Raw genomic sequence first — 10,035 nt, 5'->3', positions numbered from 1 at the left:
CTCCGGCAGGAGGACGGAAGCCCGCGGCAGGCGGGCAAGCTGCCGACAACGCGGCAACTAGACACCGAGGCTTTGGATCCAGCCCACGCAAGAACTACGAATAGACATGTTCCCGCGAGCACCCGCCCCTCACCCCAGCCCTCTCCCCGGTGGGGAGAGGGAGCAAAGCAGCGGCCGCCCACGACCACGCAAAACAAGACGCCCGCCCTGCTTCCACAGGACGGGCGCCACAACCATCAACATCCAAACCGCGCGCTACTGCGTGTGGAACACCAAATGCCCCTGCTCCGCCTCCACCACAATGGTCGCACCCGCAGCAAACTTCCCTTCCAGGATCTGCCGCGCCAGCGGATTCTCCAGCTGCTGCTGGATCGCCCGCTTCAACGGCCGTGCGCCATAAACCGGGTCGAAGCCCACATTGCCCAGCAGATCCAGCGCCTTGTCGCTGATCTCCATGCGCAGCTGGCGTTCGGCCAGACGCTTCTCCAGATAGGTCAGCTGGATCAGCGCAATCTTGCGGATCTGCTTCTTCTCCAGCGGGCGGAACACCACCAGCTCATCGAGTCGGTTGATGAACTCCGGGCGGAAGTGCGCCTGCACCACGCCCAGCACTGCCGCCTTCATCTGCAGATAGTCGGCCTCGCTGTCGCCCGCCTGCTCCTGGATCATCTGCGAGCCAAGGTTGGAGGTCATCACGATCACGGTGTTGCGGAAATCCACCGTGCGACCCTGGCCATCGGTGAGGCGGCCATCGTCGAGCACCTGCAGCAGGATGTTGAACACATCCGGATGCGCCTTCTCCACCTCGTCCAGCAGGATCACGCTGTATGGACGACGACGCACGGCCTCGGTGAGATAGCCGCCTTCTTCGTAGCCCACGTAGCCCGGAGGCGCGCCGATCAGGCGGCTCACGGAGTGCTTCTCCATGAACTCGCTCATGTCGATGCGCACCATCGCATCCTGGGTGTCGAACATGAATTCGGCCAGCGCCTTGCACAGTTCGGTCTTGCCTACGCCGGTGGGGCCGAGGAACAGGAACGAGCCATTGGGCCGGTTCGGATCGGATAGACCCGCACGCGAGCGGCGGATCGCATCGGAAACGGCACGCACGGCTTCATCCTGGCCGACCACGCGCTTGTGCAGCGCGTCTTCCATATGCAGCAGCTTGTCGCGCTCGCCTTCGAGCATCTTGTTGACCGGAATACCGGTCCAGCGCGACACCACCTCGGCGATTTCTTCCTCGGTGACGCGATCCTGCACCAGCTTGAAGTCCTGCTTTTCAGCGGCCTGCGCAGCGGCGAGCTGCTTCTCCAGTTCCGGCAGTGTGCCGTACTGGATCTCGCTCATCTTGGCGTAGTCCTGCCGGCGCTGGGCGGCGTCCAGCTCCACGCGCGCGGCTTCGATCTGTTCCTTGACCTTGGTCGCACCCTGCAGCGCGGCCTTCTCGGACTTCCAGATTTCGTTGAGATCGGAAAATTCGCGCTCGAGCTTTTCGATATCGCTTTCAAGATCGGCCAGGCGCTTCCTGGACGCCTCGTCCTTTTCTTTCTTGAGCATCTCCCGCTGGATCTTCAGCTGGATCAGGCGACGCTCCAGGCGGTCGAGCTCTTCGGGCTTGGAATCGATTTCCATGCGGATGCGCGAAGCCGCCTCGTCCATCAGGTCGATGGCCTTGTCCGGCAGCTGGCGATCGGGGATATAGCGGTTGGACAGCGTGGCCGCCGCCACGATAGCCGGGTCGGTGATCTCCACGCCGTGATGCACGGCGTAGCGCTCCTTCAGGCCGCGCAGGATGGCGATGGTGTCTTCCACACTGGGCTCGCCCACGTAGACCTTCTGGAAGCGGCGCTCCAGCGCGGCATCCTTCTCGATGTACTTGCGGTACTCATCCAGCGTGGTGGCGCCGATGCAATGCAGCTCGCCGCGCGCCAGCGCGGGCTTGAGCATATTGCCGGCGTCCATGGCGCCATCGGCCTTGCCGGCGCCGACCATGGTGTGCAGCTCGTCGATGAAAAGAATGACGCGGCCTTCCTGCTTGGCCAGGTCGTTGAGCACGCCCTTGAGGCGCTCCTCGAACTCGCCGCGAAATTTTGCGCCGGCGATCAGCGCGCCCATGTCCAGCGCGAGCACGCGGCGATCACGCAGGCCTTCGGGCACTTCGCCCTTGACGATGCGCTGGGCCAGGCCTTCGACGATGGCGGTCTTGCCCACGCCGGGCTCGCCGATCAGCACCGGATTGTTCTTGGTGCGACGCTGCAGCACCTGGATGGTGCGGCGGATTTCCTCGTCGCGTCCGATCACCGGATCGAGCTTGCCCGACTCGGCGCGCGCCGTAAGATCGATGCAATATTTCTCCAGCGCCTGGCGCTGGTCTTCAGCGTTCTCGCTCTGCACCTTTTCGCCGCCGCGCAGCTTCTCGATGGCCGCCTCGACATTCGCCTTGGTGGCGCCGGCCGCCTTGAGCGCAGCGCCCAGTTCGCCCTTGTCCTCCAGCGAGGCAAGCACGAACAGTTCGCTGGCGATGAACTGATCGCCGCGCTGCTGGGCCAGCTTGTCGGTGAGGTTGAGCAGCCGCGTCAGCTCGTTGCCGACATGGATATTGCCCTCCTGACCGCTCACGCGCGGCAGGCGGTCGACCATTTCGTTGATGCGCTGGCGCAAGGTGGGCACGTTGACCTGCGCCTGGGTCAGCAACGGCCCGGTGGAACCGCCCTGCTGGTCCAGCAGCGCGGCCATCACGTGGACCGGTTCAAGCATGTTGTTGTCGCGTCCGACGGCAAGCGATTGGGCGTCTGCCAAGGCCTGCTGAAAACGCGAGGTGAGTTTGTCCATTCGCATGGGTTGTCCCCTCGATCAATAGGATTTGGTAGCCCTCGCCACCACTGCCAAAACACATGCGGATCACCCGCGCGTGATTCAAGCCACGTCAACGTCAGGTGTACGACTTTTCTTCAGCCAACGCGCGCCACACCCAGAGCTTGCCTTCACATTTGCCTTGATAGTCTGGCCTCGTGCTATCCCCCGTGCCCCACTCCGCCATGTCCGCCCAAACGCCTCTCCCGGCTCCGCCTATGCCTGGCGTGGATGACCGCTGGGCGCTGTTTCTTGACGTGGACGGCACGCTATTGGATTTCGCTGATCATCCCGATCATGTCTGCGTGGATTCCCGTCTGCGCGAACTGGTGGAAGATCTCTACGGCGCCCTCGACGGCGCGCTGGCCCTGGTGAGCGGGCGCGGCCTGGACGACCTCGACGATTTGTTTGGCCATCCGCCGTGGGCCATGGCCGGTTTGCATGGTCTGGAACTGCGCGGCGCCGACGGTCGTTATCGCGGCGTGCATATCGGCGCCACCCGGCGTTCGCTGGTGCGCGATATCGCCAGCTCCATCGTCGCGGAATTGCCCGGCGTGATGCTGGAAGACAAGGGCATGGCCATCGCCCTGCATTGCCGCACCTCGCCCCAGATGTTCGAACGTTTGCGCGAGCGCGTGCAGAAGGTGCTGCCTTCACTGGCCGGCTACGAAATGCAGCCGGGCAACCTGGTGATCGAACTGAAGCCCGAAGGCATGGACAAGGGCTCGGCGGTGGCCACGCTGATGTCGGCCTGGCCGTTCCGCGATCGCCTGCCGGTCTATGTGGGTGACGATCTCACCGATGAACATGGCTTTGCCACGGCCAATCTCCAGAACGGGTTGAGCGTACGCGTGGGTTCGCGTGAACCGAGCGTGGCCCGCTATTCGCTGCCGGAGCCTGCCGCCGCGCGGGCCTGGCTGTTCCGCGTGCTGCACGCACTCAAGCATGGAGCCCTCGCGCATGCCCATTCCTCAGGAGGAAACGCCTGACACCCAGCCTGACCCGGGAGCAAAATCGTCCCTGGAACTGGGCGTCATCGGCAACGGCAGCGTTGCCGCACTGATCGACGGACGCGGCCGCATCGTCTGGTGCTGCCTGCCCCGCTTCGATGGCGATGCCAGCTTTTGCGCACTGTTGTCACCCAAGCGCGACGGTGGCGACTGGTCGATCGAGCTGGAAGACATCGATCGCGCCGAACAGCACTACATGCCCAATACCGCCGTGCTGGTGACTCGCCTTTACGACCATCATGGCTCGGGCGTGGAGATCGTCGACTATATGCCGCGCTTTCGTGCACGCGGCCGTTTCTATCATCCCGTGCTGATCGCGCGACGCGTGCGCCCCATCGGCGGCTCGCCGCGCATCCGCGTGCGGCTGCGTCCGTTGTGCGGGTACGGCAGCGAGGTGCCGCAGACGACCTCCGGCAGCAACCATATCCGCTTCATGCTCGATGGCGTGGTGCAGCGCCTGACCAGCGATGTGTCGTCCACCATGATCGAACGCAGCCTGCCGTTCTTCCTGGAAAAGCCCGCGCATTTTGTGTTCGGGCCGGACGAAACGCTGATGGAAAGTCCGGCGGACTTCATCCATCACACGCTGGAAAACACGCTGACCTATTGGCGCGAGTGGGTGCGCAACCTCTCGGTGCCTTACGAATGGCAGGAGCCGATCATCCGCTCCGCCATCACCTTGAAGCTGTGCCAGTACGAAGCGACCGGTGCGATTGTCGCGGCGCTCACCACCTCGATCCCCGAGTCGGCCAATTCCGGCCGCAACTGGGACTACCGCTACTGCTGGCTCCGCGACGCGGCCTTCACCGTGCGCGCACTCAACCGTCTCGGCGCCACCCGCAGCATGGAGGAGTACATCCGCTACGTCTTCAACCTGGTCGCCGATGGCGACGGCGAGATCGGACCCGTGTTTGGCATCACCTTCGAACATGACCTGATGGAAACGCAGGTGGAAAGCCTGGCCGGCTACCGCGGCATGGGGCCGGTGCGCGTGGGCAACGACGCGTGGCGGCAGCGCCAGAACGATGTCTACGGTTCAGTGGTGCTCGCCTCGGCGCAGATCTTCTTCGATCGCCGCCTGGAACATCCCGGCGACGAACTCACCTTCCGCCGGCTGGAGCGCATGGGCGAACTAGCCCTGCGCGTGGCCGAAACGCCGGATGCCGGGCTTTGGGAATATCGCGGCCGCGCCGCCGTGCACACCTATTCCGCCGCCATGTGCTGGGCCGCCTGCGATCGCCTGGCGCATATCGCCACCGAGCTAGGCCTGGATGAGCGTGCGCGCTACTGGCATGACGAAGCGGTCGCCTTGCATGAACGCATCGAAGCGCATGCATGGAACGAGAAACTCGGCACCTTTGTTGATGCCTACGACGGCGAGCACTTGGACGCGAGCCTGCTGTTGCTGGCCGATATCGGTTTCGTCAACGCGATGGATCCGCGCTTCATCGCCACCGTGGATGCGATCGGCCACGCGCTTGGACGCGGCGACTATCTGTTCCGCTATATCGCTCCGGATGATTTCGGCGCGCCGGAAACCAGCTTCAACATCTGCACCTTCTGGTACATCGAAGCGCTGGCCGCCACCGGGCGCCGTGAACGTGCGCGTGCGATGTTCGAGCACATGCTGGCACAGCGAAATCCGCTGGGCCTGTTGTCCGAAGACATCGCACCGGCCAACGGTGAGCACTGGGGCAATTTTCCGCAGACTTACTCGATGGTGGGCCTGATCCAGGCCGCAATGCGTCTGTCCAGGCGCTGGGAGGATGCATTGTGACGATGGCTGGAAGAAACAACGGCCAGGGACGACTGATCGTGGTTTCCAACCGAGTGGCACTACCCGACCAGACCGCAACCGGCGGTCTGGCGTCAGCCATGCGGGCCGCCCTGCAGGAGCGTGGAGGCGTGTGGTTTGGCTGGAGCGGCAAGGTGGCTCGCCAAACCGCCAGCGAGGTGCACAAGCAAACCGATGGGCCGGTGGAATACGCCACCATCGATCTATCCCGCACCGATCACGACGATTTCTACGACGGCTTCGCCAACCGCACTTTGTGGCCGCTGCTGCACTACCGGCCCGACCTGGTCGACTACGACCGCAAACATTTGGCCGGCTATCTGCGCGTCAACAATCTGTTCGCCGAAAAGCTGATCTCGCTGATCGGGCCCAAGGACCTGGTGTGGATCAACGACTATCACCTGATACCGCTGGCCGCCATGCTGCGCGAACGCGGCGTGCGCAATCGGATCGGCTTTTTTCTGCATACGCCGCTGCCGGCCGCCAGCCTGCTGATCGCGCTGCCGCGTCATCTGGAATTGCTGGAGACCCTGGCCTGCTATGACCTGGTCGGCCTGCATACGGCGCGCGACCAACGCGCCCTGCAGGAGTACTTCCTGTTCGAGGTGGGCGCGAGCATGCGCCGCGACGGACGCATTCGAACGCCGGCAGGCCACACCTTCCGCGCCGAAGTGTTTCCCATCGGCATCGACACCGCGCAGGTGGCCGAGTCGGCCAGCCATGCGAATGAGCACGAGGAAATCCACGATCTGAAGCAGAGCCTGGAAGGTCGCGCACTGATCATCGGAGTTGACCGCCTGGATTACTCCAAGGGTCTGCCCGAGCGCTTCCATGCCTATGCGCGATTGCTGGAGCGTTCGCCGCAATTGCATCGCAAGGTGACCTTTCTGCAGATCGCCCCGCCCTCGCGCGGCGGCGTGCTGGAATACCGCCAGATCCGCCGTGAACTCGAACGCATGGCCGGGCATATCAACGGCATGTATGCCGCGCCGGACTGGGTGCCGATCCGCTACGTCAACAACTCCTTTCCGCACAGCCTGCTCAGCGGCTATTACCGCAGCGCGCGCGTGGGCCTGGTGACGCCGCTGCGCGACGGCATGAACCTGGTGGCCAAGGAATACGTGGCCAGCCAGGACCCGGAAGATCCCGGCGTGCTTGTGCTATCCCGATTTGCAGGCGCCGCGCAGGAATTGCGCGATGCGCTGCTGGTCAACCCGGCCGATACCGAGGAACTGGCGGAAGCCCTGGGCATCGCACTGGAAATGCCGCTGCATGAGCGGCGCGTGCGCTGGCGGCGGATGATGGATGGGCTGGAGAAGCAGGATGTGACGGCGTGGCGCAATGCGTTTTTACGGCGGTTGGCGGATTGAAGCCGCACACCTGCCTTTGTGGGAGCGCACCCTGTGCGCGACAGCCACGCAGCGGATTCCCTCAGGGTAGGTACAAGCATGGGTGACTCGCTGATCGCGCGTCACCGTCGCGCACAGGGCGCGCTCCCACAGGGGAAGGGATAGCGGGGCCGCTCAGCCTTCGAGCCAGATCAGACTGGCGAAACGCCCGCTCTGCGCACCATCGCGGCGATAGGAATAAAAGCGATCATCGGTACGCGTATCGAAGCCACCGCCGTAAACCCGCTCGACGCCCGCCGCCTGCAAACGGCGACGCGCCAGCCAGGCCAGATCGCATAGCCAATGCCCCGGACGCGTCGGCTCGAAACCCTCGGCCGCATTGCCATCGAGCGCGAGAAACGCATCGCGCACTTCATCGCCCACTTCGTAACTGGCCTTGCCGATGCACGGCCCCAGCCAGGCCAGCACCTGGGCAGGCGGCGCCTGCAGCGAATTCAGTGCAACCTCCAGCACCCCGGCCTGCAGACCGCGCCAGCCCGCGTGGGCGGCGGCCACGGCGCGGCCGTCGGTCGTACAGAACAGCACCGGCAGGCAGTCGGCGGTGAGTATGGCCAGTGGCTCGTCGGGACGTCGCGTCACCGAGGCATCGGCGCGCGGCTCCTGCCCATCGCCGGGCTGGTCGACATCGGCCACGTCCACCCCATGCACCTGCTGCAGCCAGTGCGGATCGCGCTCCAGCCTCAGTGCGGTACGAACGGCGGCGCGATTGGCCACCACCGCCTCAGGCGCATCGCCGCAACGGGCGCCCAGATTGAAGCGCGCCCAGGCGCCCTGCGAGACGCCCGGCCCCTGCCGTGTGCTGACCGCCGCCCGCACACGGGCGGGCGCCGGCCAGTCCGGCACGAGCCAGGCGCTATCCAGGGTCACCGCCAGTCGCTCGGATCGGCCTGGGCCGTATCGGCGCGCAAGGCATCGATCAGCGCCTGCTGGTCGGCCGGGCGATCGGCGCTGAACGACATCGGTTCATGCGTCACCGGGTGCTCGAAAGCCAGCCGCTCGGCGTGCAGGGCCTGGCGGCGGAAGCCGCGCAGGGCCGCCACCAGCTCGGGCGTGGCGCCCTTGGGCAGGCGCAGGCCGCCGCCGTACAGCGGATCGCCGATCAGCGGATGGCCGATATGCGACAGATGCACGCGGATCTGGTGCGTGCGGCCGGTCTCCAGGCTGCACTGGATCAGGCTATGGGCCCGGAAACGCTCGCGCAGGCGGTAATGGGTGACGGCGTGCTTGCCATCCTCCTCGTCGCGCACGGCCTGGCGCAGCCGGTCGCCCATGTGGCGGCCAATGGGCGCATCCACCGTGCCGCCGGCCACCAGGGTGCCCAGCACCACGGCCTCGTACTGCCGTTCCACGTCGTGGCGCGACAGCATGTCCACCAGGCCCGTATGGGCCGCCAGGGTCTTGGCGACCACCATCAGGCCCGAGGTGTCCTTGTCCAGGCGGTGCACGATGCCGCCGCGAGGCAGCTCGGCCAGCTTCGCATCGTGGTGCAGCAAGGCGTTCAGCACCGTGCCGGCACTATTTCCTGCGCCCGGATGCACCACCAGGCCGGCGGGCTTGTTCAGCACCAGCAGGTAGTCATCCTCGTGGACGATGTCCAGCGCGATGGCCTCCGGCTCGAGCTCCACTTCGGTCTCAAGTTCCGCTTCTACCTGGACTTTTTCCCCGCCGCGCAGCAATTGGCGAGGCGGCGCGACGGCGCCGTCCAGGGTCACGGCACCGGCCTTGATCCACGCCGTGAGACGCGACCGCGAGTAGTCCGGGAACATCTCGGCCACCGTCTGGTCGAACCTCCGACCCGCGGCCGACAGGGGTACCGTGGCGTCATGACGGATCATCGTCATGGTCGGCCGCCCGGCCGCCCGGCCGTTTCGGCTATCATCCCTTTTCGCTCAAACATCTGAACCCTTCTCATGCGCGTAACCAAGCTGCCGGCTTTCAAAATTTTTGTCGTGCTCGCCATCGTTTTGTCGATGAGCGCATGCTCGATGTTCCATCACAAGAGGGACACCAACGATACGCTGCCGGTAGACAAGCTTTACGACAAAGCCCACGACTCACTGGAACACGCCGATTATTCGGCCGCCAGCAAAGCCTACCAGCGCCTGATCGCGCGCTTCCCGTCCGGTAATTACAACGAGCAGGCTCAGCTCGACCTGGCCTATGCGCAGTACAAGGACAACCAGCCGGACGACGCCTACTCCACGATCAACCGCTTCATCAAGACGTATCCGACCCACAAGCACGTAGATTATGCCTATTACTTGCGCGGTCTGATCAATTTTGATCGCACCGGCGGCGCCATGGAGCGCCTGCTGCAGAAGAACGAGGCGCAGACGCGTCGCGACCAGGGCTTCAACCTGAAGTCGTTTGACGACTTCTCCGAGCTGTCGCGCCGCTTCCCGGACAGCGCCTACACCGCCGATGCGCGCCAGCGCATGATCTACCTGCGCGACGTGCTGGCGCAGTTCGAGATCAACGTGGCCGAGTACTACCTGCGCAACAAGGCCTACGTGGCCTCCGCCGACCGCGCCCAGTATGTGATCGAGCATTACCAGCAGGCCCCGCAGACGGGCGATGCGCTGGCCATCCTCACCCGCAGCTACCTGGGCATGGAACAGAAGAACCTCGCCGACCAGACCCGCCAGGTGCTGGCCCTGAACTACCCGGATCACCCGTACCTGAAGGATCCGAAGTGGCCGCACGCCCCCTCGCTGCTGCGCAAGGCGGTGCCGTTCTCGGGGCATCATTGATTCGAGAGCGGGGTTGCCGGTCGCGTTGCGGCCTGTGAAGAGTCAAGCCGGTCGCTTTGCGACCTGGCAATGAAAAAAGCCGGTGGCCTTGGGCCGCCGGCTTTTTTTGTGTCTTACGTCGGGTAGCGCCCCACCCACTGTGGGAGCGCACCCTGTGCGCGACCGCGGCGCTGAATCCCGCCGCAGTTGCAGGCTGTCGCGACGCCATTAGGCGGCAC

The 10,035-nt window shown here is 64.8% G+C and carries 7 protein-coding genes; 4 read left to right on the top strand and 3 right to left on the bottom strand.

Going from position 1 to position 10,035, the window contains the following annotated elements:
• Nucleotides 1–255 precede the first annotated feature (255 nt).
• Nucleotides 256–2,838, bottom strand: a complete 2,583-nt coding sequence (clpB, locus tag Y882_RS11805; RefSeq protein WP_082121092.1) for an ATP-dependent chaperone ClpB — start codon at nucleotides 2,836–2,838, stop codon at nucleotides 256–258.
• A gap of 233 nt (nucleotides 2,839–3,071) precedes the next feature.
• On the opposite strand from clpB, the gene otsB reads away from it, so the two are divergent.
• From otsB to otsA, 3 genes are read left to right on the top strand one after another with little or no spacing between them, the layout of a single operon-like run.
• On the top strand, nucleotides 3,072–3,842 hold the full coding sequence (gene otsB, locus Y882_RS11800; protein WP_244466332.1) for a trehalose-phosphatase: 771 nt from the start codon (nucleotides 3,072–3,074) through the stop codon (nucleotides 3,840–3,842).
• Complete coding sequence (locus tag Y882_RS11795; RefSeq protein WP_046972122.1) at nucleotides 3,814–5,640, top strand: glycoside hydrolase family 15 protein; 1,827 nt, start codon at nucleotides 3,814–3,816, stop codon at nucleotides 5,638–5,640. The genes otsB and Y882_RS11795 overlap by 29 nt, the downstream gene beginning before the upstream one ends.
• Nucleotides 5,641–5,642: 2 nt before the next feature.
• Complete coding sequence (gene otsA / locus Y882_RS11790) at nucleotides 5,643–7,028, top strand: alpha,alpha-trehalose-phosphate synthase (UDP-forming) (RefSeq protein ID WP_046972121.1); 1,386 nt, start codon at nucleotides 5,643–5,645, stop codon at nucleotides 7,026–7,028.
• Between the two features lie 153 nt (nucleotides 7,029–7,181).
• Here otsA and pgeF read toward each other — a convergent pair whose 3' ends face one another.
• Together pgeF and rluD are read right to left on the bottom strand one after the other, a co-directional pair.
• Nucleotides 7,182–7,928: a peptidoglycan editing factor PgeF gene (pgeF, locus tag Y882_RS11785; protein ID WP_046972127.1), complete on the bottom strand. Its 747-nt coding sequence runs from the start codon at nucleotides 7,926–7,928 to the stop codon at nucleotides 7,182–7,184.
• Between the two features lie 2 nt (nucleotides 7,929–7,930).
• Complete coding sequence (rluD, locus tag Y882_RS11780; protein ID WP_046972120.1) at nucleotides 7,931–8,908, bottom strand: 23S rRNA pseudouridine(1911/1915/1917) synthase RluD; 978 nt, start codon at nucleotides 8,906–8,908, stop codon at nucleotides 7,931–7,933.
• Nucleotides 8,909–8,977: 69 nt separating this feature from the next.
• Here rluD and Y882_RS11775 point away from each other — a divergent pair, with 69 nt between their 5' ends.
• Complete coding sequence (locus Y882_RS11775; protein WP_046972119.1) at nucleotides 8,978–9,817, top strand: outer membrane protein assembly factor BamD; 840 nt, start codon at nucleotides 8,978–8,980, stop codon at nucleotides 9,815–9,817.
• Nucleotides 9,818–10,035: the final 218 nt, after the last annotated feature.

The sequence above is a fragment of the Dyella japonica DSM 16301 genome, assembly GCF_001010355.1.
Lineage (GTDB): Bacteria > Pseudomonadota > Gammaproteobacteria > Xanthomonadales > Rhodanobacteraceae > Dyella > Dyella japonica.
The sequence above is the reverse complement of the archived record's forward strand: the minus strand, read 5'-3'. Positions and strand labels throughout refer to the sequence as shown.